The organism is Halopseudomonas sp., from assembly GCF_036960865.1.
Lineage (GTDB): Bacteria > Pseudomonadota > Gammaproteobacteria > Pseudomonadales > Pseudomonadaceae > Halopseudomonas.
Window position 1 is genome coordinate 217,558 of record NZ_JBALWE010000006.1, and the last position, 21,451, is coordinate 239,008.

General features: G+C 59.4%; 19 protein-coding genes. 3 read left to right on the top strand and 16 right to left on the bottom strand.

What is annotated here, in order from left to right:
- Positions 1-25 precede the first annotated feature (25 nt).
- Positions 26-808 carry a uroporphyrinogen-III C-methyltransferase gene (gene cobA, locus V7747_RS10595; protein ID WP_335616004.1) on the top strand — a complete coding sequence of 261 codons (783 nt, stop codon included), beginning with the start codon at positions 26-28 and terminating at the stop codon, positions 806-808.
- 37 nt (positions 809-845) lie between these two features.
- Here the strand turns inward: cobA and V7747_RS10600 are convergent, their stop codons facing one another.
- From V7747_RS10600 to V7747_RS10645, 10 genes are all read right to left on the bottom strand, one after another.
- Positions 846-1,244, bottom strand: a complete 399-nt coding sequence (locus V7747_RS10600; protein WP_335616005.1) for a nuclear transport factor 2 family protein — start codon at positions 1,242-1,244, stop codon at positions 846-848.
- Between the two features lie 89 nt (positions 1,245-1,333).
- Complete coding sequence (locus V7747_RS10605; protein WP_335616006.1) at positions 1,334-3,145, bottom strand: ABCB family ABC transporter ATP-binding protein/permease; 1,812 nt, start codon at positions 3,143-3,145, stop codon at positions 1,334-1,336.
- A 124-nt stretch (positions 3,146-3,269) separates the two neighbouring features.
- Positions 3,270-4,625 (bottom strand): hypothetical protein, encoded by a 1,356-nt coding sequence (locus V7747_RS10610; protein ID WP_335616007.1) that lies wholly within the window; start codon positions 4,623-4,625, stop codon positions 3,270-3,272.
- 177 nt (positions 4,626-4,802) lie between these two features.
- Positions 4,803-7,910, bottom strand: coding sequence for an efflux RND transporter permease subunit (locus V7747_RS10615; protein ID WP_335616008.1), 3,108 nt, complete (start codon positions 7,908-7,910; stop codon positions 4,803-4,805).
- A 13-nt stretch (positions 7,911-7,923) separates the two neighbouring features.
- Complete coding sequence (locus tag V7747_RS10620; protein ID WP_335616009.1) at positions 7,924-9,000, bottom strand: efflux RND transporter periplasmic adaptor subunit; 1,077 nt, start codon at positions 8,998-9,000, stop codon at positions 7,924-7,926.
- A 59-nt stretch (positions 9,001-9,059) separates the two neighbouring features.
- Positions 9,060-9,836, bottom strand: a complete 777-nt coding sequence (locus tag V7747_RS10625) for a dienelactone hydrolase family protein (RefSeq protein ID WP_335616010.1) — start codon at positions 9,834-9,836, stop codon at positions 9,060-9,062.
- A 137-nt stretch (positions 9,837-9,973) separates the two neighbouring features.
- Complete coding sequence (htpG, locus tag V7747_RS10630; protein WP_335616011.1) at positions 9,974-11,878, bottom strand: molecular chaperone HtpG; 1,905 nt, start codon at positions 11,876-11,878, stop codon at positions 9,974-9,976.
- Between the two features lie 131 nt (positions 11,879-12,009).
- Positions 12,010-12,972, bottom strand: a complete 963-nt coding sequence (locus V7747_RS10635) for a hypothetical protein (protein ID WP_335616012.1) — start codon at positions 12,970-12,972, stop codon at positions 12,010-12,012.
- 26 nt (positions 12,973-12,998) lie between these two features.
- A complete protein-coding gene (locus V7747_RS10640; RefSeq protein WP_442909232.1) occupies positions 12,999-13,445 on the bottom strand; it encodes a PaaI family thioesterase in 447 nt (148 codons plus the stop codon).
- Positions 13,442-13,909, bottom strand: a complete 468-nt coding sequence (locus V7747_RS10645; protein WP_335616013.1) for a PaaI family thioesterase — start codon at positions 13,907-13,909, stop codon at positions 13,442-13,444. The genes V7747_RS10640 and V7747_RS10645 overlap by 4 nt, the downstream gene beginning before the upstream one ends.
- Positions 13,910-14,092: 183 nt before the next feature.
- On the opposite strand from V7747_RS10645, the gene V7747_RS10650 reads away from it, so the two are divergent.
- Positions 14,093-14,278: a hypothetical protein gene (locus tag V7747_RS10650; RefSeq protein ID WP_335616014.1), complete on the top strand. Its 186-nt coding sequence runs from the start codon at positions 14,093-14,095 to the stop codon at positions 14,276-14,278.
- 54 nt (positions 14,279-14,332) lie between these two features.
- On the top strand, positions 14,333-14,689 hold the full coding sequence (locus V7747_RS10655) for a hypothetical protein (protein ID WP_335616015.1): 357 nt from the start codon (positions 14,333-14,335) through the stop codon (positions 14,687-14,689).
- A 133-nt stretch (positions 14,690-14,822) separates the two neighbouring features.
- On the opposite strand, the gene V7747_RS10660 is transcribed toward V7747_RS10655, so the two are convergent.
- The 6 genes from V7747_RS10660 to sucC all read right to left on the bottom strand — a co-directional run bounded on the left by V7747_RS10660 (position 14,823) and on the right by sucC (position 21,398).
- On the bottom strand, positions 14,823-15,218 hold the full coding sequence (locus V7747_RS10660; RefSeq protein WP_335616016.1) for an MAPEG family protein: 396 nt from the start codon (positions 15,216-15,218) through the stop codon (positions 14,823-14,825).
- Positions 15,215-15,961 (bottom strand): DUF599 domain-containing protein, encoded by a 747-nt coding sequence (locus V7747_RS10665; protein ID WP_335616017.1) that lies wholly within the window; start codon positions 15,959-15,961, stop codon positions 15,215-15,217. Before V7747_RS10665 ends, V7747_RS10660 begins: the two co-directional genes overlap by 4 nt.
- Positions 15,962-16,011: 50 nt before the next feature.
- Positions 16,012-17,328, bottom strand: coding sequence for a branched-chain amino acid transport system II carrier protein (brnQ, locus tag V7747_RS10670; RefSeq protein ID WP_335616018.1), 1,317 nt, complete (start codon positions 17,326-17,328; stop codon positions 16,012-16,014).
- Positions 17,329-17,384: 56 nt separating this feature from the next.
- The gene (locus V7747_RS10675; protein WP_335616019.1) at positions 17,385-19,193 is read right to left on the bottom strand and encodes a DUF4153 domain-containing protein; all 1,809 of its coding nucleotides are present in this window, start codon (positions 19,191-19,193) and stop codon (positions 17,385-17,387) included.
- Positions 19,194-19,350: 157 nt separating this feature from the next.
- On the bottom strand, positions 19,351-20,232 hold the full coding sequence (gene sucD / locus V7747_RS10680) for a succinate--CoA ligase subunit alpha (protein WP_092283133.1): 882 nt from the start codon (positions 20,230-20,232) through the stop codon (positions 19,351-19,353).
- On the bottom strand, positions 20,232-21,398 hold the full coding sequence (sucC, locus tag V7747_RS10685) for an ADP-forming succinate--CoA ligase subunit beta (protein ID WP_335616020.1): 1,167 nt from the start codon (positions 21,396-21,398) through the stop codon (positions 20,232-20,234). Before sucC ends, sucD begins: the two co-directional genes overlap by 1 nt.
- Positions 21,399-21,451: the final 53 nt, after the last annotated feature.

Below are 21,451 nucleotides of genomic sequence, written 5' to 3' on the forward strand. Positions count from 1 at the left end.
CATCGAATCCAAGGAGTACGCGCCCATGAACCCCACTGTATGGCTGGTAGGTGCCGGTCCCGGCGACCCGGAACTGCTGACGCTGAAAGCGGCGCGAGTACTGAGCCAGGCCGAGATCGTCATGGTCGATGACCTGGTAAACCCGCAGATCCTCGAGCACTGCCCGCAGGCACGCATCATTCGCGTGGGCAAGCGCGGTGGCTGCCGTTCTACCCCGCAGGAATTCATCAACTGCCTGATGCTGCGCTATGGCCGCCAAGGCAAGCGCCTGGTGCGCCTCAAGGGCGGCGACCCCTGCATTTTTGGCCGCGCCGGCGAAGAAGCCATATGGCTGCGCGCACGCGGCGTGGAGTCGGAAATCATCAACGGCATTACCGCCGGCCTGGCCGGCGCCACCCAGTGCGGCATCCCGCTAACGCTGCGCGGCGTTAGCCGCGGCGTCACCCTGGTCACCGCCCATACCAAGGACGATAGCGAGCTGAACTGGCAGGGTCTGGCCCAGGGCGGTACCACACTGGTGGTTTACATGGGCGTCGCGCGCCTGCAGCAAATCCAGCAAGGCCTGCTCAACGGCGGTATGCCCGCCAGCACACCCATCGCCATGATCGAACAGGCCAGTTCACCACAGCAGCGTCAGCATACCTGTCGCCTGGATAAGCTCTGCGAACAGGCTGCGGCCTTTAAACTGCAAAGCCCGGCGGTGCTGGTGATTGGTGAGGTAGTGGCCAGCGCCATACAAAGTGGTCAGTTGGAACAACTGCTGGCCGCACAGACTGCAACAGCGCAGATATTGCCTATAGCCAACTAGCATTGCAGCCCTGCCCGCGCGGGCAGGGCTGCAACCATCAACCCTTCGGCTTCATCGCCTCCAGCATCCGGCCCATGGCTGCGTGGATGGCGTTGACGGCTTTCAGCGGGCGCACCATGACCTTGAAGTCGATGATCTGGCCGGCGTCGTTCCACTGGATCATGTCGACACCGTTGATGGTGATGCCGTCGATCTCGGTCTGAAATTCCAGTACCGCGTTGTTGCCATCAATCACTTCGCGCAGGTACTTGAAGTGGCCAGGCGCGTTCAGCGTCTGCATGGCGGCGGCCAGGTAGAGTTTGGTGATGGGCTTGCCGGCTTGCGGGGTATGCACCACTGGCGAGTGAAACACCACATCGTCGGCCAGCAGTTTATCTAGCCCGTTGGCATCGAGATTTTCCACGATGTGGTGCCATTGTTCGATTACGCTGCTCATGCTGTGCTCCTGACTCGCCTTGTTGTTTTTGGGGTTGACTCATTCTTGAGCCAATCTAGCGGCGCGGCAAGGGAGATTCAGCGGCTGAATCAGGCGTCACGCGGATCAGTCTGTTCGCCGTGTTGCTCCGCCCGTTGCTGATCAGCCCACAGGCGGGCATAGGCGCCCTGGTGTGCCAGCAGCTCGGCGTGGGTGCCCTGCTCGACTACGCTCCCCTGATCCAGCACCAGAATGCGCTCGGCGTGTACGATGGTCGAGAGCCGATGGGCGATCGCCAAGGTGGTGCGTTTGCTGGCAACCAGATTCAGGGCATCGAGGATGCGCCGTTCGGCGTGGCTATCCAGCGATGAAGTGGCTTCGTCCAGAATCAGGATCGGTGGGTCCTTGAGTAGCACTCGGGCGATGGCGATACGCTGTTTCTCGCCACCAGAGAGTTTCAGGCCGCGCTCGCCGACCGGCGTCTCCAGCTGTTGTGGCAGCTCGCGCACAAAGTCTTCCAGCTGCGCCAGCCGCAGTACCCGCCAGATGTCTTCTTCACTCGCGCCCGGCGCGCCATAGGCCACGTTGTAGCCGATACTGGCGTTGAACAGTACGGTGTCCTGCGGCACTACGCCGATGGCCTGACGCAGGCTGTTCTGAGTCACGGTGCGGACATCCTGGCCATCGATCTCGATGCTGCCGGCCGCTACGTCATAAAAGCGGAACAGCAAGCGCGCCAAGGTCGACTTGCCGGCGCCGCTTGGCCCCACAATAGCCAGCGTATGCCCAGCCGGGATGTGAAAGCTGACGTCGTCCAGTATGGGCCGCGCCGGGTCGTACGCATGGGCGACCTGCTTGAACCTTACCTCGCCTCCACGCAGTTGCAAGGGCACTGCATCCGTTGCATCCACTACCTTGGCCGGGGCGTCCAGCAGGCCGAACAGGCGCTCGATATTGGTCAGGGCTTCGCGGATCTCGCGATAAATGAACCCGAGGAAATTCAGCGGTACAAACAGCTGAATCATGTAGGCGTTGATCATCACCAGCTCGCCTACCGTCATGCTGCCGGCACTGACCTCGCCGGCTGCCATGAACATCAGCAGCATTACCGCTGCTGCGATAATCAGCGCCTGACCGGAGTTGAGCGCCACCAGCGACAGACGGTTCTTCATGCGCGCCGCTTCCCAGCGCTGCAGGTTCTGATCGTACTGCTGCGCCTCGAAGGTTTCGTTGCCGAAGTACTTGACCGTCTCGAAGTTGAGCAGGCTGTCGATGGCGCGGGTATTGGAGAGGTTGTCGAGCTGGTTGCTCTCACGCACGAAGCGGTTGCGCCACTCGGTGCACCAGATGGAGAAACCGCAATACAGCACCACGGCGCCCAGCACCGCCAGCGCGTACCAGACACTGAAATTGATCAGCAAGATAACCGTGATCAGGCCAATCTCGATCAGCGTGGGCAAAATATTGAAGACCATAAAGCGCAGCAGAAAACTGATGCCCGTGGTACCGCGCTCAATGTCTCGCGCCAGGCCGCCAGTACGCCGCGACAGGTGAAAGCTCAGATCAAGCCGGTGCAGATGCTCGAACACCCGCAGCGAGATACGCCGCATGGCACGTTCGGCCACGCGAGCAAATACCGCGTCGCGCAGTTCACCAAAGAAGACGGAGGAGAATCGAACGAGACCATAGGCTGCCAGCAGCGCCACGGGTACCAGCACCAGGGCATCGGCCGCGGAGTCGAAGTGATCCACGATCAGTTTCAACAGCCAGGGAACGGTGACACCGGCGAGCTTGGCCACCAGCATGCACAGCATGGCCAGCAGCACACGGCCGCGAAACTCGGTCAGATAAGGTAACAGGCTGAGGATGATGCGCCAGTTGGTCGGGCCGGAGGCGTATTGGTTATCGGAACGGGGGCGCATGATGACCGCACTGGGCGAATTAAGGGGAGCTCGGCAGTGTGGTCATGTCGTGGGCCAGGGTCAAGCACCCTGGCCCACGCAATAAGCCCCTTGCCGGCTCAGTCGACATGGTTAGCCGTCGACCTCAATCCTCGTGGGGAATCGGGTCACTGCTGCGATCCCAGCCAACCATCAGCACGGTCGCCAGCACGCCCAGCGCCAGGCCTGTCCAGGGATCGAAAAATGCCAGCCCCGCGCCAATCAGCAATACGGTGCCGCGTGAGGTGTTGTTGCGCGGGATCGACATAGCCACATAGGCACAGGCGAAGGCGGTCAACATCAAGGTCAACGCCAAGGCAACGTACAGCAGCGGCTGCAGACCTGTGAGCAGCGGCTTGAGGAAGAACAGCAGCGGGATGCCCATCATGTAGTAGCTGATCAGGCCGCTGTGCAGGCTGTCCATGCTGGCTTTGCCCTGCGCCCAACGTTGCACGATGATCACCTGTACACCGGTCCACATGGCGCCCTGGGTCGGGAAGAAAGGTGCAAACAGACCCAGCAGGCCGTTGCGAATACCGACCGACAGGTGCGTGCGAGTCGGGTTGATGTCGATATGCTCGTCGTTACGCTTGGTCATGCCGTCACGAATCACCTCGTTCCCGGTGACAATGTCGCCAAACAGGATAACGTAGGTGATGACCGCCAGCGGAATGGCCTGCACAAACATTTCGACACTCGGCCAGCCGATGGCAAAGGGCGACATCTTGGCGAAGGCATCGGCCACCGGCGGGAACAGAATGCCCCACTGCAGGTTGTAGTCAATCTCGCCGACCATGGGACCAACCAGCGCCGCCACGAAGAACCCCGGCAGCAGGCCCAGGGCAGCAATCAAGGCAATCGCGCGCGACTTCTCACGCAGTTTCTGCAGCGGCAGCGAAAACGAGAAGATCAGGCACACGCCACAGGCCAGAATGATACTGACCGGCTGATGCGAAAGAATTGAGGGGCTGCTTTCATCACCCACAAACACCCGGTACACCGCGGCAATCGCCGCGCCCAGAATGATGCCGGCCTTCAGCGTATCCGGTAGCCAGATGACGAACTTTTTCCCCAGCCCGGTGATGCCCAGCAATATGAGCAACACCGCAAAATTGAGTGATAGCGCTGTCATGGCTTGGAAGCGACTGACCGGGTCTTCATAACCGGTGAGCACAAAGGTGAGTACCAACGGCAGCGCGGGCGTGATCCAGCCGGGGGCGTAGGGTTCGCCGAAGAAGATCAGCGCCGAGCCGATCAGAATGGAGTGAATCATCGATACGGCAATGGCTTCTTCGAAGCTCAGACCAAAGGCACCGGTCATGATGGGCACCAGCGCCAGGCCGGTGGCCGCTGCTACAAAAAAGCCCTGCAGTGCTTCCTGCCAGTGGAATCGGGTGTGGTAGAACGGCAAACGAAAGGTAAAGGGGCCCCAGCGCCAGCCGGGTTGTTCGGGTTGAGACATTGCATTCTCCGTGTCGATGATTATTGTTTTTGTAGCGGACAGTCGAGCCGCCCTTTGTTACCGCACTTCTTAACCCATTATGCCCAGACGAGACGCTCTACGTCAGCGGTTACGGCGCATATCACGCCGACCTATGGCACAACCTTGACCCCGCTTATGTTGCCTTGGCCACGCACCCTACTCGCTTGGTCTGCCCTGCTCCGCCGCCAGCCGCTTGGCGGTTGCCTCCGGCGAGCCGGTGCCCCGGGCTAGAAAACTGTAGAGCACCGGGATGACAAAAAGCGTCAGCAGCATCGACATGCTCACGCCGGAAATCACCACAATGCCGATTACCGAGCGGGTTTCCGCCCCGGCGCCAAACGCCAGCACCAGCGGCACGGCGCCGGCCACCGTGGTCACACCGGTCATCAGAATTGGGCGCAAGCGCAGGACACTGGCCTCGGTCAGCGCTTGATCAAAGTCCATACCCTGATCACGCAGCTGGTTGGCAAACTCGACAATGAGAATGCCATTCTTGGCCGCCAAGCCAATCAGCATGACCAGGCCAATCTGGCTGTAGAGGTTCAGCGTATTGCCGGTCAGCCACAGGCCCAGTAGCGCGCCGCCAATCGCCATGGGTACGCCCAGCATGATGATCAGCGGGTGCACGAAGCTCTCGAATTGTCCCGCCAGCACCAGAAACACCACCAGCAGCCCAAGGATGAAAATAAACACCATCGAGCTGCCGGCGTTACGTAAATCCAGGGAGTCGCCCTTGTAATCCAGCACCAGGGTTTCCGGCAACAGCTCGCGCGCCATCTGCTCTACCTGTGTCAGGGCCACCCCCAGCGGCACCCCTTCGGCGAGTGAGGCGCTGAGGGTAATGGCGCGCGAGCGGTTGTAACGATTGAGCGTGGTGGAGCCCGCCGTATCGCGCAGCGTGATCAGGTTGGACAAGGGGATCAGCTCCCCGCTGGTATCGGAGCGAACGTAGATATTCTCCAGCGCTGCCGGACTGCGTTGCTGGCTGCGCTCACCTTCCAGGATTACATCGTATTCTTCACCATCATCGATATAAGTGGTCACCCGCCGCGAGCCAAACATGGTCTCCAGCGTACGCCCCACCACGCTGATGTTCACCCCCAGGTCAGCCGCCCGGTCGTAGTCGATATCGACCTGCAGCTGCGGCTGGTTTTCCTTGTAGTCGGTATCGATGTTCTCCAACCCAGGATTATTCTCCTGGATCTTTGCCAGCAGCAGATCACGCCACTCGGCCAACTCGTCGTAGCTGCCGGCGCCGCCAATCACCAGCTGGAAAGGTTGCAACTGCTGACCACCAAAGCCTTGGCGCATGATCGGAAAAACCCGTACTCCGGTCAGGTCAGCCATGTCGCGTTGCACCTGCTGCATGACCTCCCAGCCGGAGCGGCGGCGCTCCCAGTCATCCAGCACCACAATGACCATACCGGTGTTGAAGGTGGTGACCCCGCCAAAGGAGCGCGGCGCCCGCACCAGCATGCGCGTAACCTCGCCGCTGTCGACATACTCCGACATGCGCGCCTCGATCTCGCCCATGTAATCGTTCATGTACTCATAGGTCGCGCCCTCAGGGCCGTTGACGATGATGAAAAAGGTGCCACGATCCTCGCGCGGGGTGTATTCGCTGGGCAGCGTCTGGAATAGCCAGCCGGTGCCAGCCGCCAACAGCACAAACACCGCGAGCGCCAGCCAACGGAGCCGCAATACCGCTACCAGCAAACGCCGATAGACTGCGCGACTGTGGTGCAATATACGCTCTACCACGCGGCTCAGGCGCCCCTCATCGTGGGGCTTGAGCACCTTGGCGGCGAGCACCGGCGAGAGCGTGAGCGCAACGAAACTGGAGAAGGCCACGGCCGCCGCCATGGTCAGGGCAAACTCGGAAAACAGGCGCCCCACATCACCCTGCAAGAAAGCGATGGGTACAAACACGGCGATCAATACCAGAGTGGTCGACACCACCGCAAAGCCAACCTGACGCGTGCCGTAAAAGGCCGCTACCAAAGGCGTTTCATCCAGCTCGTCGATGCGTCTGCGCACGTTTTCGAGCACGATAATGGCGTCGTCGACCACCAGCCCGATAGCCAGCACCAGCGCCAGCAAGGTCAGCAGATTGACGGTAAAGCCAAACAGCAGCAGAGCAATAAAAGTCGCCATGATGGAGACCGGCAGGGTCACCGCTGGTACCAGAATCGCCCGCGGACTGCCGAGGAAGATGAAAATCGCGATCACCACCAGCACCAGTGCAATCAGCAAGGTGCTGTAGACCTCCTTTACCGCGCCTTCGATAAAAATCGCGCTGTCGTAACTGGGCAGTATCTGCATGCCTTCAGGTAGCGTCGGGTTTAGCTCATCGACCAGTTGCTTGGAACTGCGCGACACTTCCAGCGTGTTGGCGGTGGACTGCCGCGTCAGGCCAATGCCGACCATGGGTACGCCGTTGCCGCGAAACAGGTTGCGGCTTTCCTCGGTACCCCGCTCGACCCGCGCCACTTCGCCCAAGCGGACCAGATAGTTATCCTCACCGCGGGCGACCACCAGCCGGCTGAATTGCTCGGCGTCATTGAACGCGCGCGTGACGCGCACGGTGAACTGTCGATTGATCGATTCCACCGAGCCCGCCGGCAGCTCCACGTTTTCACGGCGCAGCGCCTGCTCGACATCTTCTGTGGTGAGATTGCGCGCCGCCAGCGCCTGGGCGTCGAGCCACACACGCATGGCAAAGCGCTGCGACCCGCCAACCCGCACCCGTGCAACACCATCAAGAGTGGAGAAACGGTCTACCAGATAGCGCTCTGCGTAGTCGGTCAGTTCGGGCAGGCTGAGGCGGTCGCTGGTCAGGTTCCACCAGACGATCACATCCTCGTTGGCGTCGAGTTTCTGTACTTCCGGCGGGTCGGCCTCGACCGGCAGGTTGCCGGCGGCGCTGGAGACGCGGTCGCGAATATCGTTGGCCGCCTCGTTGATATCCTTGTCGATGGCGAAGCGCACGGTAATCTGCGAGCGGCCGTCTTCGCTGCGCGCCTCGATAAACTCGATGCCTTCGATGCCGGCGATACGCTCCTCGATTACCTGAGTAATCTGCGAATCGACCACACTGGCGTTGGCACCCACATAATTGGTTTCGATCGTCACCACGGGCGGATCGATATCCGGGTACTCGCGCAGCGGCAGTTCACTGAAAGCCACCAGGCCGAAGATCACCAGCAACAGGGAGAGTACGGTGGCGAAGACCGGCCGCAGCACCGCAGTATCGGACAGAATCATGGCAGTCGCTGCATCAGGGTTGATCCGCCGCGCCAAGCGCCGGTCGTACCGCCTCGCCCGCAGCCAGTTCGGCCTTGATCAGCACCGGCTGACCGGACACCAGGCGAAAGCCCCCGTGCGTCACTACCTGCTCACCCGGCGCCAGGCCGGAGGTAATCTCCACCAGGCCGGGCAGCCGCTCACCAATGTCCACGCGCACGCGCTGCGCATGCAGTGCCTCCGGCGTGCCTTCAATACGCATCACGAACTGCTTGTCGCCCAGCGGTAGCAGGGCTTCCTCGGGGATCACCAGCGCCTGCCGCGGCGCACTGGCCACGCTGACGCTCATCAGCATGCCGGCGCGCAGTAGACGTTCCTCGTTATCCAGCTCGGCGCGTACGCGAATAGCCCGCGTGATCGGGTCTACCCGGTTATCCAGCGAAACGATGCTGCCGGTAAAGCGGCGAGCGGGAAAGGCGCTGGCCACGGCAATGATGCCCAGGCCAGGCCGCAGCTGCGCCATACGGGTTTCCGGAATGCTGAAATCCAGTTTCATGGTGCTGTCGTCCAGCAGCGTGGCGACCGGCATGCCCGGCGACAGCAAGGTTCCGATACTGATCTGCCGCAAACCCAGTACGCCAGCAAAGGGCGCCTTGATCAGGCGGTCGGCCAGCCGTGCCTCCACGGCGCCCAGACGCGCCTGGGCAACTTCAAACTCGCGCTGCCGACCATCCAGCTCCTGCGCCGACACAAACCGGTTATCCACCAGCTGACGGGTGCGCTGCAGCTGCCGCCGCGCATCGTCCAGCGCGACCCTGGCCTCTTCCAGCTCTGCCACCTGCTCGCGATTGGTCAGTTCGACCAGTACTTCGCCGGCAGTCACGCGCTGGCCGTCATCGAAGTGAATGCGGGAAATGGTCGCCGATATCGGACTGGTCAATTGCGCCGACTCGTTGGCCTGCAGAGTGCCGAGCGCCTGAATATCGCTGTTCAGCGTTCGCTCCTCCACCGCCGCCGCTATGACCGGCAGGGGCGCCGTCTGAGCCACCGCCAGGGCGGGCAAGAGCGTAAAGAGCAGCGCAATGAAAACAATTTTATTCTTTTGAAACATTGAGCTACCCATGATTACTCATACATCGCTTGAACTAACCCGCCTGGCTGGCCAGTTGACTAGAGCACCTCGTTGAAGAATTGCCGCATCGTCGCAAAGGCCCGTTTTGCCACGAGCGGATGATATTCGGCCTTGCCGGGCATTTTTGCGTAGGGGTCGGAAAAAGAGTGTACTGCGCCACCGTAACTGACCAACTGCCAATCCACACCGGCGTTGCGCATTTCGTCTTCGAAGGCCAGGACCTGCTCCTGAGGTACAAAGGGGTCGTCGGCGCCATGCAGAACCAGCACAGGCATCTTGATGGCCTTGGCGTCTGCTGGCTCGGGAGTATCCAGGTTACCGTGGAATGAAACGACGCCCTTGATCTCGGTGCCCGAGCGCGCCAACTCCAGTACGGTACCGCCGCCAAAGCAGAAGCCAATGGCGACCAGGTTATCAGTCTGCAGCGGCACAGTGGCAGCCTGCTCACGCAGCACATTCAGTGCAGCATTCACGCGGTGGCGCATCAACAGGCGATCGGAGCGCACCTTGGTGGCAGCGGCGCCGGCCTCATCGGCATTGGCCGGGCGAATATCCTTGCCGTACATATCGGCGACAAAAACCACGTAATCGGAACCCGCGACCTTGGCGGCTTTCTCCGCCGCCTGCTCGGTGACGCCCATCCAGTTCGGTACCATGAGCACGCCCGGGCGCGGCTCGGTGATGCTGTCATCAAACACCAGCAGCCCTGCATAGGGCTCGCCATCGATCTCGTAAGCCACGTCCTGCACTGTCATGTCGGCCTGCGCCATGCTGGCCAGCCCGGTCATTACCAGTGTGCTCAGGGTCTTTTTCATCTGCCATCTCCTTTCAGCATCTGCGAGAAAGGCCCAAGCATAACCCTATACGCATAAAAAATGCCTGCTTGCGCAGGCATCATTCGTAACATTGTCTGTGGCTACTGGCGGGGTGTCCGCCAGTAGCCTGCAGCGGCTTAACGGCTGAGTTCAACCAGCAGGCTGTTGAGACGACGCACGTAGGCGGCCGGGTCCTGCAAGGACTCACCTGCGGCCAATGCCGCCTGGTCGAACAGTATCCGGCTGAGATCGCCAAAGCGCGCCTCGTCCTGCTCGGCATCCAGCTTGTCGAGCAGAGGATGGCTGGTGTTGATCTCAAGAATCGGCTTGCTCTCTGGCGCCTTTTGGCCGGTAGCCTCGAGAATCTTGCGCATCTGCAGGCCCATGTCGTCCTCGTTGATCACCAATACCGCTGGCGAGTCGGTCAGACGGTGGGATACGCGTACTTCCTGCAGCTCGTCCTTGAGAATCTCCTGAATGCGCTTGACCAGGTCAGCCTTGGCTTCGGCCTGCTTTTCCTGCTCCTGCTTGTCCTCGTCGCCTTCAAGCTTGCCGAGATCCAGATCGCCGCGCGCAATGTCGACAAACTGCTTGCCGTTGTACTCGGTGAGATGGCTCATCAGCCACTCGTCGATACGGTCGGTCAGCAGCAGCACTTCGATGCCCTTCTTGCGGAAGATCTCGAGGTGCGGGCTGTTCTTCACCTGGTTGTAGCGCTCGCCAGTGAGGTAGTAGATCTTGTCTTGTCCCTCGACCATACGCTCAAGGTAGGCGTCCAGGCTGACTACTTCGCTGTCATCGTTCTGCTGGGTAGAGGCAAAGCGCAGCAGGCTGGCAATCTTCTCACGGTTGGCAAAGTCTTCCGCCGGGCCTTCTTTCAATACGCTGCCGAAGGCTTTCCAGAAGGTGGCATACTGCTCCGGCTCGTTCTTGGCCAGTTTCGCCAGCATGTCGAGCGTGCGCTTGGTCAGCGCCGACTTCATGCTGTCGATGGCCGGATCTTTCTGCAGGATCTCACGCGAGACGTTCAACGACAGGTCGTTGGAGTCCACCACACCCTTGATGAAACGCAGGTACAGCGGCAGGAACTGTTCAGCGTCGTCCATGATGAACACGCGCTGGACGTAGAGCTTGAGACCACGCGGCGCCTCACGCTGATAAAGATCGAAAGGAGCACGGCCCGGCACGTACAGCAGGCTGGTGTACTCCAACTTGCCTTCGACCTTGTTATGGCTCCAGCTCAGCGGGTTCTCGAAGTCGTGGGCAACGTGCTTGTAGAACTCCTGGTACTCCTCGTCCTTCACCTCGGTACGTGGGCGAGTCCAGAGTGCGCTGGCGCGGTTGACACTTTCCCACTCGATCTCGGCTGGCTTGTCAGCCTCTTCGCCGTGGTGTTGCTTGGGCAGTTCAATAGGCAGAGAAATGTGGTCGGAGTACTTGGTCACAACGTTGCGTAGGCGGAAGCCGTCGGCAAACTCGGATTCGGCTTGCTTGAGGTGCAGTACGATGCGGGTGCCGCGCTCGGGCTTTTCGACAGTGGCGATGCTGAACTCGCCCTCGCCTGCCGACTCCCAGTGCACCCCTTCAGCGGCACTCAGGCCGGCTCGGCGAGTGAACACCTCAACCTTGTCCGCCACAATGAAAGCGCTGTAGAAGCCAACGCCAAATTGACCGATCAGGCTAGCGTCCTTTTTCTGGTCGCCAGTCAGTTGTTGCATGAACGCCGCGGTGCCGGATTTGGCGATGGTACCCAGGTGGTCGATCACTTCCTGACGCGACATGCCGATGCCGTTGTCTTCGATGGTCAAGGTGTTGGCTTTCTCGTCAGCGCTGATGCGAATGCGCAGATCGGGCTGGTCTTCCAGCAACTCGGGGTTGGCGATGGCTTCAAAGCGCAGCTTGTCGGAAGCGTCGGACGCATTGGAAACCAGCTCGCGGAGGAAGATTTCCTTGTTCGAATACATCGAATGAATCATGAGATGCAGCAACTGCTTCACCTCAGTCTGGAACCCGAGCGTTTCCTTTTGGCTTTCCACGGTCATGTCGAAATGTCTCCATAGCGTTCAGTTGAAACGTGGCCCCCTCTCGTAAACAGAGAGGGCCGGCAATGGAGAGGAAATGGGGGCTGGCTGCAGTTTTTCAAGGCCTGCCATTGCGGCAGGCGCAAAATCAATCAGCGTCTGCGCGCGCGCAGACGCTCGATATCGACCGGATGGAATTGGAAATCCACCTGATTGGCGCCTTGGGGCAGTGCTAGCACTACGCGCTTGTCAGCGGTGACCGCCTTCAACACGCCAGAAAATTCCTTGCCTGCGGTAGTAGTCAAGCGCACCGGCTGGCCAATGAACAACCGTGGCTCATCCAGCAGCGCCAGTAGGCTGATTTCCTGCCATTCGGGCATGGGCTCCGGCGCCGGCTCTTCAACAGGCGCCTCGACAGGTGCTACAACGGCCGACTTGCCCAACCAGCTGGGCTGACCATCCAGCACGACACTGCCACTCAGGCGCGTGCCGAACTCGCTGGGCAAGTGCAGGTGAACGATCATCTGCGTATTGGCCGAGCCCTGCGCTGAGAATGCAAGACTCATACTGTAGGCACCTTCCAGACGGCGCAGACCCGGTTGCTCGAGGGCGCCGGTATACCACTGCAAGACCATTTCCGGCCAGGGCCCGACGTCGCCTGGGAGCAGGTCGATGGCCGTACCCTGCAGCAAAGATTCAGCACGGTCAAACTTGACCACCAGCGAGCGGCGGGTACGCTCGCCCACTTTCTCTGCAAAAATCAGGTGCTTGTCCTGCCAGCGAACTTCATTGGGAATAAAAGGCTGTTCCATCAGGGTCCCGCTGAGTGCGCTGTCGGCGGGTTGTTGCGCCCACTGGCCCGAGACCAATCGATCAAACTGCACCGGCTGTTCCCGGTAGAGCAAGGCCAATCCGCCCAGGCTGACTAGAATACCCAGCAGCAACAGTACCCGGGGCGCAGTGGCGTAGCCTTTGCCCCGCAGGAGTAGGGTTACGGCCGGTACCACCAGGGCGACCACAAACAGTCCCACCGGTAAGGCGCGGCTAACCAGCGCCAACCATACCCAAGCGACAAGAAAGACGACTGCACCACCCAGAATCAACAAGGCTTCCATGTCTCTGCGCTTCTCCCCTACCCATGCTAGTCGAGCTTGAAATGTGCCCTGGCCGTTGCGATCGGCTCTTTTGAACGTGTTTGCCATGCGGTGATTGCCACATTGCCAACGCGCCTTCCCTGCCGCCACACCTGACAGGTTGCAAACGTATCACGGTATAACCCGGCCCGCAGGTAATCTACCGAGAAGTCGATGATTTTGGGAAATACCGCACTGTTCATGAAGATCATCAGGTGCAGCATGGCAGACTGTTCCATAAAGCCCGCGATCACGCCGCCGTGCAACGCGGGCAGTACCGGGTTGCCGATATTGTCTTCCGACTTGGGCAAGCGAAACACCGCCTCATCGCCCAGCCGGGTTACTTCCATGCCGATCATACTGGCGTACGGAATCAGCTTTACCAGTGGGCTGTAATCACCGCTCTGGTGCGAACTGGCAACCACCTGTTGCACCTCCAGTTCGTTCAGACTCATGTTGCGCCCCCATCAACCTTGCCGTTCAACGCGCCCTGCTCCCCCGTCTTGCCCATACGCATAAAGGTGCCCACGACGTGAGCGATGGGTTGTTCGCGATCCCCCTGATAAGCCACGCCGCGAGTAAAGATCACCGTTGGTGTCACGCGGTAGCACTCGGCAAAACCAAAGATCGGCTTGCCTGGCTCGGCCGGGCGCATGTAGTCGATTCGCAGGTCCAGGGTCGGACAGATTTCGAAGCTGGACAGATAGCAGACAGTCGAAATGCCACAGCAAGTATCCATCAAGGTGGTGATGGCGCCGCCGTGAATCAGGCCCGTTACCGGGTTACCCACGATTTTGTCGCTATAGGGCAGCTTGATGATAAGGCCGTTCTCATCGGCCTGCTCAACGGTCAAGCCCAGATGCTGACAGTGCCGCAGCACAGACAGAAAGTTCTGCGCCCGCTCTTGAATACTACTCATTGCTCATCCTGCTGCTCGCTGTGCCATTGGCATTCAGATGCAGCGAACACATCACTGCACCATAAGGGTGAGCATAGTACCCAGATCACAGTTTTGACTCCAGAAAGTGCAACCAACGGAACTTCGTGCCGCGCTTACGGCCTATATCCCTGACATTCAATATCATCAGTATGGAGAATTACGATGAAAAAATTAGCCGTAGCAGCTATCTTGATGGCGGGCATGGGTCTGTTGGCAGGTTGCCAGGATGAGCCCGAAGACAAGATGGAAAACGCAGCAGATTCCGTTTCTGACGCCATGGAAAACATGGGTGACGCCGCCGAAGAAACCGGCGATGCTATCGAGCAGAAAGCCCAGGAAGCGCAGTAAGATCAATAACAAGTACGTAACGATGAGCCTGTTTTCATCATCAAGGAGATCACGATGAAAAAACTGTTTGCAGCTGCGATGCTGGTCAGTGCCGTCGGCCTGGTAGCAGGTTGTCAGGATGAACCAGAAGACAAGATGGACCGCGCCAAGGAAAACGTTTCCGAAGCCGTAGAAAGCATGGGTGATGCCGCCGAAGAAACCGGCGCTGCCGTTGAGCAGAAAGCCCGTGAAGTGACTGGCAACGAGAAGACCACTGGCGAGGTCATTGAAGACAAGATGGATGCCGCAGGCGAGAATATTGAAGAAGCCTACGATGCCTCTGCTGATTACGTGGAAGACAAGGGTGACGCGGTGAAGGACGCTGCCGTCGAATCCAAGGAATCCATGGAACGCGCCATCGAAGAAGAGTAACAGGTTGCGGGCATGCCGCATGGCATGCCCGCTGCTCTTCAAATGAAGGCCCCCTGATCGACTTAAATCTGCTCCAGCAACGCCACATCCTCTCTTTCTGCCGCCTCTCGGCAACGACTGCTTCTGCTTAAGCTCAACGCATTGCTGGCAACACCAGCATGATCAGGCAGCTGATGAATCCCACGCCCCAGACCAGACTGCGCAAGGTCGAGCGATCTGCCAAGTACAGCAGCGTGTAAAGCACGCGAGCCACAATAAACAACCCCGCCAGCAGGTTGGCCAGACTGCCCACGCTGCCGGTGGAGTGCACCACCAGCACCGCCGCGGCAAACAACGGAAAGGCCTCAAACATATTGGCATGCGCTGCCATCGCCCGCGCTCCCCAACCGGTCAGTGCTGCCTGCTGCGCACGCGGGTGGCTGTTGTCATACCCCTTGTCATCGCTGCGCGCCATGGCTACGGCAACCGGTGCCTTGGTAAGTACCAATAACAAGGCAGCAAAGAACAAACACCATAGGATAAAACTCATTCGACCTTCTCCTGATTCACGGTTGAGGCCACAGGGGCCGGGCTGAACATCATGATATCCAGCACATCTGAATGGAACTCACGACGATACAGCACGAAGACCACGCCCGCCGTAGTAACGATGAACAAAACCGGATTGATGAACCAAGTCAGCGTGCCCAAGGCAAAATAGTAGGCCCGCAGCCCCAGGTTGAACTCGTTACCGGCCATCGACAGCACCCGTGCCATGCGCTCGGCGTACGCGTTTTTCTCTGCCTCGGTCACGTTCTTTTCGCCCAGTAGCGGCGCCGACCCCAAGAGCACTGAAGCAAAATTGTATTGGCGCATCCCCCAGGAGAAGGTGAAGAACGCATAGACAAAGATTGCCATCAGCACCAGCAATTTGAGTTCGGATATCTCGCGACTTACCTGCGCCACAAAGGGCAGCTCGTGCAGCAGGTTCTGCGCACGGTCAGTCGCGCCCAGCACGGTAATCAAGCCGGCCAGAATCAGCAGCGTGCTGGATGCGAAGAAGGACGTGTTGCGTTCCAGGTTACCGATCACGCTGGCGTCCGACATACGCTGCTCACGCAACAACAGGCGGTTCATCCAGTCACGTCGATACAAGTGCAGAACGCTGGCAAGGCAGGCGGTATCACGCCCCTTGTGCTGTGCGTAGTAGGTGTAACCTACCCAGCAAAACAGAAACCAACTGATGGCCAACAGATTGACCCAAAGACTTCCCGCATCCGGTAACGACTGCATTTACACTCCCTGCGCTCTTTGAAAAAACGGCCTTGGTAACGCCAGCTATATCAGTCCACGCTGCGCCGCAAACTGCCATGGCGAAAAACCTCCACCAGTATAGCCAGCATCAGCGTCAGCAGAACCGGCAACAACCAGCCAAGACTTTGATCCGCCAGCGGCAAGGCATCGGACCAGCCACCTTCTGCTGCCATGAAGCCGGCCGCCTTGAGGCCGTCGATAACACCAAACACCAAGGTGACCAGCATAATCGGGCGCAAAATATTCTGCGGCCGGGCCCAACCCTGACCCACCAAGCTCAGACACACCAGCACAATCGCCAGCGGATACAAGCCCACCAGTACCGGGATCGACACCTGAATCAGAGCATCAAGCCCCTGATTCGCCACCAGCATGCTGAACACACCCAACACCCAGACCACCTGCCGATAGCTGGCCGGTAAAAGCTTGCTGAAAAACTCGCCACAGGCCGTCAGCAAACCGACCGCAGTAGTCATGCAGGCGAGAATGATGACCACCGCCAGCAAAAGACTACCCGCCGTACCAAAGCGAAATTGCACATAAGCTGCGAGAATATCGCCGCCATTTGCGTCAGCGCCCACCAGTTCGCTGCTGGTGGAGCCGAGGTAAAACAGCGCCAGGTAAACCAGCGATAAGCCCAGCGCCGCTATCAATGCAGCCAGCACCGTATATCTGGTGATCAGACGCTCGGCGCTGATGCCGCGGTCACGAATGGCCGTGGTAATCACAATACCGAACACCAGTGCGCCCAGCGTATCCATGGTCAGGTAGCCCTGCACGAAGCCTTTGAGCATCGCTCCGTCGCGGTAGGTTGCCCCAACCGCCGCCATCTCACCGGCCGGAAACAGCACCGCAGCCGCCCCCAGCAGCGTCAGCCCGAGCAATAGTACAGGTGTTATGAACATACCAACGCGCTGTACCAGTTGACCCGGTTTTAACGCCAGGAAAATAACCGCAGAGAAGTACAGCACGCTGTAGCACAACAGGGTTTGCCAACTATCCTGCACAAAGGGCACAACGCCCAACTCGTAAGAAACGACAGTGGTGCGCGGCGTGGCAAACAAGGGACCAATGGCCAGGTATACCGCCACACTCAGCAACAGCCCTGGCCAATGCCCCAATGGCGTGGTCAGTTCGGCCAGACCACCGCCAACACGGGCCAGCGCAATCAGTGTCAACAGCGGAAGGCCCACGGCCGTCAGCATGAAGCCTAGCGCCGTCGGCAACATGTGCTCACCCGCTGCGAGCCCGGCGCTCGGCGGAAAGATGACGTTACCCGCCCCGAGGAATAAGGCAAAGGTCATGAAACCCAGCGCCAGAACGTCAAATGCTTTCAATGTTTTCATCAGTTTTCAGTTACCTGTTCGCTGCACGAGTACCACATCCCTGCGCCTCGAACGCATTACTTGTTACTGGCTTGGTCACAGTCGGACTGCTCCCAGAGCGCAGCGTTGATTCGTTTGCCGTTTACCAACAGATCTCTGCTCGGTTTTGGCACCTGCTCCACCTGACCGGCAACCACGGCATCAAACAGCGCACTGGGCGCCAGCGGCCTTCCGCAATCGCTTTGCAAATCGATATGACCACCCTGCCCCCAGTCGCCACTGGCAGACAATCGCCATAGCACCTCATGCGGATAAGCGGCCGTATTGCGCCTTAGCAGCAGATACTGCACTGGCCCGCTATCGCCTAGCTGCAGCTGCCAGATCAGACAAGCATTGTGCGCAGCCAGATCCCCAGCACAGCCGGCCAGCGCCGGGTAATCAGCCAGCTCCTCCTGTAGCCCTGGCGGCACTTCTACTCCAGCAGGAAAAACCGGCAAGTCACGGATGATGCTCATCAGAGCATCGCCCGGTGAGCCGTCTACACGCTCCAGCGCATCACGCGCGAGCGCTGCGCGCACCGCCACCGCACTACCCGGCTCGCCCGCCTGCTTGGCCAACTGCAACAGCGCATTGGTTCCGAAACGACCGCCTTCGCGTGCCAGAAAGCGCACCAGTGCGGCGTTATCCAGTTCAGGCTCGGCCAAACGCGCCATCTGACTGGCAACGCTGACGCGTCGCGGGTCAAGCGGGCCGCCGAGCATCAACAGAATGCCAAGCACCACCAGCGCGGCTGCGCAGCCGCTGGTTCTGCGCAGCCAGGGCGAGGTACCTGACCTGACCGTCTGTAGCGCGTACAGCAGATAGCCCAACACCATGACCATGAGCACAAGGTTGACGAACATCGCCCAGACGCGCGCTGGAGTAAGACTGTACTGCTCCACCCGCAAACCCAGCGCGTAACCCGCGACAGCGACCATGGGCAGTAGCGCCAGTGCACCGGCCAGCATTACCCAGCCGAGCCAGCGCGGCGGCGATCTCCGCTCTGCCCCCATCTGCACGCTCAGAACCAGCAACAACAGATTCAGTGTGACGAACCACAGCAAGAGGTTGGCCGCATGCCCGGTCGCCAGCAATGTATCGATACCCTGTACCAACCAGCTGAGCACAAAACCCACACTCAGCAGCACCGTCACTGGAAAGAGCCAGCCACACAAACGCCCAGCCCGATCCGAGAGGTAGTCTGAAACACCATGATGGCGCACCGCCAGCGATACACCATGCGAGAAAACCAGCACACTCAGCGGAATGGAGAACCAACTGCGTCGGATCAGATCTTGCAAGAACGCCAGCCCGATCAAATCGAACAAGGCCGCGGCAGACATCAACACCGCCCAGAATAGCCCCAACACCAGCGCCGCCTGCATCAGCAACTGGGCATTCTGCTGCAGCGACTGCATCCATTGCTTGTGCTCAATGCGCAGCCCGCGCTGGTATAGCGCCATGGCCGGCACCAGCAGAAACAAAGCCAAACCGAGAATCAACCCTGGCACCAGATAATCTCCGACGCTCTCAGGCGACCAGTCTGGCTCCAACACCGCGCCGTTACTGGTCAAGCCGCTGACGGTCAGCCCCTGATACAAACCCACCGCCGCTGCCAGCAAGGCAATTGCAAAGCTGATCAGCCAGCGCCTCACCGTGAGCGCGCGGCTGGCGCAATAGAACGCAAAGGGGAAAAACAGCATGATCATGAACAGCGGAATGAAGGCAGCGGCGTGGGTAGCGGGCCATACGGTCTGCTCGGCAGCTTCGTACAAACCATAGGCCAGCACGGCCTGAAAACCACCTACCATCAAATGCAGGCTGTTGACGCGGTCAAACCCCGGCATCATTGAATCCTTATGTGTTGCTTGGCCGTAAAACAGCGGGTGTCTGCTGGTTATAGCTCAATTGGCATCAGGTTGCCCTGCCACCGAAATAGGGTATTTGTAAAAACAAAACCCCGCCTTGGCGGGGTTTTGCTCATCATCTGATGTGCTCAGATGTTTACTTCATTGCCCAGCCGGTCAGCTCGGACAGCGCCTTGCCGATATCAGCCAGCGAACGCACGGTTTTCACACCGGCGTCTTCCAGCGCAGCGAACTTCTCGTCGGCAGTACCCTTGCCGCCGGAGATGATCGCGCCAGCGTGACCCATACGCTTGCCTGCCGGGGCAGTAACACCTGCGATGTAGGACACAACGGGTTTGCTGACGTTGGCCTTGATGTAAGCAGCCGCCTCTTCTTCTGCGCTTCCGCCGATCTCGCCGATCATGACGATGGCTTCAGTCGCCGGATCCTTCTCGAACATTTCCAGAATGTCGATGAAGTTGGAACCCGGGATCGGGTCACCACCAATACCAACACAGGAGGACTGACCGAAGCCGGCGTCAGTGGTCTGCTTGACCGCTTCGTAGGTCAAGGTGCCGGAACGGGATACGATACCGACCTTGCCTGGCAGGTGAATATGGCCGGGCATGATGCCGATCTTGCACTCACCGGGGGTGATGACGCCCGGGCAGTTAGGGCCGATCAGGCGTACGCCCAGTTCGTCGCAACGAACCTTGGCATCCAGCATGTCCAGGGTAGGAATGCCTTCGGTGATGCACACGATCAGCTTGATGCCACCGTTGGCTGCTTCCAGGATGGAGTCCTTGCAGAACGGCGCCGGTACGTAGATCACGCTGGCGTCAGCGCCGGTGGCTTCTACTGCTTCACGTACGGTGTTGAACACCGGCAGGCCCAGGTGCGTAGTACCGCCCTTGCCCGGGGTAACGCCACCAACCATCTTGGTGCCGTAGGCGATAGCCTGTTCGGAGTGCATGGTGCCCTGCGAGCCGGTGAAGCCCTGGCAGATTACCTTGGTGTCTTTGTTGATCAGGATGCTCATTATTTACCCTCCGCGGCCTTGACGACTTGCTGGGCAGCGTCGGTCAGACTGGTTGCAGCGATGATGTTCAGGCCACTTTCGGCCAGTACCTTGGCGCCGAGATCGGCGTTGTTGCCTTCAAGGCGAACGACCACAGGGACTTTAACGCCCACTTCCTTCACGGCGCCGATGATGCCTTCGGCAATCATGTCGCAGCGAACGATACCGCCGAAGATGTTGACCAGAACCGCCGCGACGTTGGAGTCGGACAAGATGATCTTGAAGGCTTCGGTCACGCGCTCTTTGGTTGCGCCGCCGCCCACATCCAGGAAGTTGGCTGGTTTGCCGCCGTTCAGGTTGACGATGTCCATGGTACCCATGGCCAGACCGGCACCGTTGACCATACAGCCGATGTTACCTTCGAGGGCAACGTAGTTCAGTTCGAACTTGGCAGCGTGGGCTTCACGCGGGTCATCCTGAGATGGGTCGTGCATGGCGCGCAGCTTGGGCTGGCGGTACATGGCGTTGCCGTCGATGTTGATCTTGGCGTCCAGGCAGTGCAGGTTGCCGTCTTCCTTGATCACCAGCGGGTTGATTTCCAGCAGAGCCAGATCGTAGTCGGCAAACAGCTTGCCCAGACCTACGAAGATGTTGGTGAACTGCTTGATCTGATCGCCTTTCAAACCGAGCTGGAAAGCCAGATCGCGGCCTTGGTATGGCTGCGGGCCAACCAGCGGATCGATGGTAGCTTTGAGGATCTTCTCGGGAGTTTCTTCAGCCACTTTCTCGATTTCAACACCACCTTCGGTGGAAGCCATGAAAACGATGCGGCGAGTGGAGCGATCGACTACGGCGCCCAGATAAAGCTCTTGAGCGATATCAGTGCAGGACTCGACCAGAATCTTGCTGACGGGCTGACCGCTGGCGTCAGTCTGGTAGGTTACCAGACGCTGACCCAGCCACTTTTCGGCGAAGGCTTTGGCTTCTTCTTTGCTCTTGACCAGCTTTACACCACCAGCCTTACCGCGACCACCAGCGTGAACCTGAGCCTTGACGACCCACATATCGCCGCCAATTTTGTCACACGCGTCTGCCGCGTCTTCCGGAGTGTCAACAGCGAAGCCCTTGGATACTGGAAGACCGTATTCAGCGAACAGCTGCTTCCCCTGATATTCGTGAAGATTCATGCTTATCTACCGTTTTGATCGTGTAGGAATTACTTTCTAGCCGCCACTCTGCG

Bases quoted from the DNA above. Each gene is read 5' to 3' on its own strand.
- V7747_RS10610 (WP_335616007.1), bottom strand. From the start codon at position 4,625: ATGTCTCAACCCGAACAACCCGGCTGGCGCTGGGGCCCCTTTACCTTT.
- V7747_RS10620 (WP_335616009.1), bottom strand. From the start codon at position 9,000: ATGTTTCAAAAGAATAAAATTGTTTTCATTGCGCTGCTCTTTACGCTC.
- brnQ (WP_335616018.1), bottom strand. From the start codon at position 17,328: ATGAAAACATTGAAAGCATTTGACGTTCTGGCGCTGGGTTTCATGACC.
- V7747_RS10660 (WP_335616016.1), bottom strand. From the start codon at position 15,218: ATGAGTTTTATCCTATGGTGTTTGTTCTTTGCTGCCTTGTTATTGGTA.
- V7747_RS10655 (WP_335616015.1), top strand. From the start codon at position 14,333: ATGAAAAAACTGTTTGCAGCTGCGATGCTGGTCAGTGCCGTCGGCCTG.
- sucC (WP_335616020.1), bottom strand. From the start codon at position 21,398: ATGAATCTTCACGAATATCAGGGGAAGCAGCTGTTCGCTGAATACGGT.
- V7747_RS10605 (WP_335616006.1), bottom strand. From the start codon at position 3,145: ATGCGCCCCCGTTCCGATAACCAATACGCCTCCGGCCCGACCAACTGG.
- htpG (WP_335616011.1), bottom strand. From the start codon at position 11,878: ATGACCGTGGAAAGCCAAAAGGAAACGCTCGGGTTCCAGACTGAGGTG.
- V7747_RS10600 (WP_335616005.1), bottom strand. From the start codon at position 1,244: ATGAGCAGCGTAATCGAACAATGGCACCACATCGTGGAAAATCTCGAT.
- V7747_RS10650 (WP_335616014.1), top strand. From the start codon at position 14,093: ATGAAAAAATTAGCCGTAGCAGCTATCTTGATGGCGGGCATGGGTCTG.
- sucD (WP_092283133.1), bottom strand. From the start codon at position 20,232: ATGAGCATCCTGATCAACAAAGACACCAAGGTAATCTGCCAGGGCTTC.
- V7747_RS10625 (WP_335616010.1), bottom strand. From the start codon at position 9,836: ATGAAAAAGACCCTGAGCACACTGGTAATGACCGGGCTGGCCAGCATG.
- V7747_RS10675 (WP_335616019.1), bottom strand. From the start codon at position 19,193: ATGCCGGGGTTTGACCGCGTCAACAGCCTGCATTTGATGGTAGGTGGT.
- V7747_RS10635 (WP_335616012.1), bottom strand. From the start codon at position 12,972: ATGGAAGCCTTGTTGATTCTGGGTGGTGCAGTCGTCTTTCTTGTCGCT.
- cobA (WP_335616004.1), top strand. From the start codon at position 26: ATGAACCCCACTGTATGGCTGGTAGGTGCCGGTCCCGGCGACCCGGAA.
- V7747_RS10615 (WP_335616008.1), bottom strand. From the start codon at position 7,910: ATGATTCTGTCCGATACTGCGGTGCTGCGGCCGGTCTTCGCCACCGTA.
- V7747_RS10645 (WP_335616013.1), bottom strand. From the start codon at position 13,909: ATGAGTAGTATTCAAGAGCGGGCGCAGAACTTTCTGTCTGTGCTGCGG.
- V7747_RS10640 (WP_442909232.1), bottom strand. From the start codon at position 13,445: ATGAGTCTGAACGAACTGGAGGTGCAACAGGTGGTTGCCAGTTCGCAC.
- V7747_RS10665 (WP_335616017.1), bottom strand. From the start codon at position 15,961: ATGCAGTCGTTACCGGATGCGGGAAGTCTTTGGGTCAATCTGTTGGCC.